Origin of the sequence: Robertmurraya sp. DFI.2.37, from assembly GCF_029211245.1 — a bacterium.
Classification (GTDB): Bacteria; Bacillota; Bacilli; order Bacillales; family Cytobacillaceae; genus Robertmurraya; species Robertmurraya methanolica_A.
Window position 1 is genome coordinate 1 of sequence record NZ_JARGEJ010000589.1, and the last position, 305, is coordinate 305.

Genomic DNA, 305 nt, shown 5'->3' on the forward strand with positions numbered 1-305 from the left:
TTTCAAAGTATAGTTCAAGACGAGTATTTTGAAATTTTTGAACGATTTGCACAAGAACTTAAAGTGTCCAACTTTATTCTCAGGCTTATTCCGAAAAAAGGAGAAACGTTACGAAATAAATCTGTTTCTTCTAAAGAATATAAGGTATCACAAATCATGAGTGAGGGAGAACAAAAAGCTGTAGCAATGGCAGAGTTTGCTACTGATTTAGCTATGCGTGGAGACTTTAATACAATACTTTTTGATGATCCTGTAACCTCACTGGATTATAAGAGGTCGGAAATTATTGCCGTCTTGATTTACAG

Annotated in this window: 1 pseudogene; it reads left to right on the forward strand. The window is 34.4% G+C overall.

The features are described from left to right. Window positions 1-305: pseudogene (locus PZE06_RS27810) on the forward strand (AAA family ATPase); the annotation flags it as partial.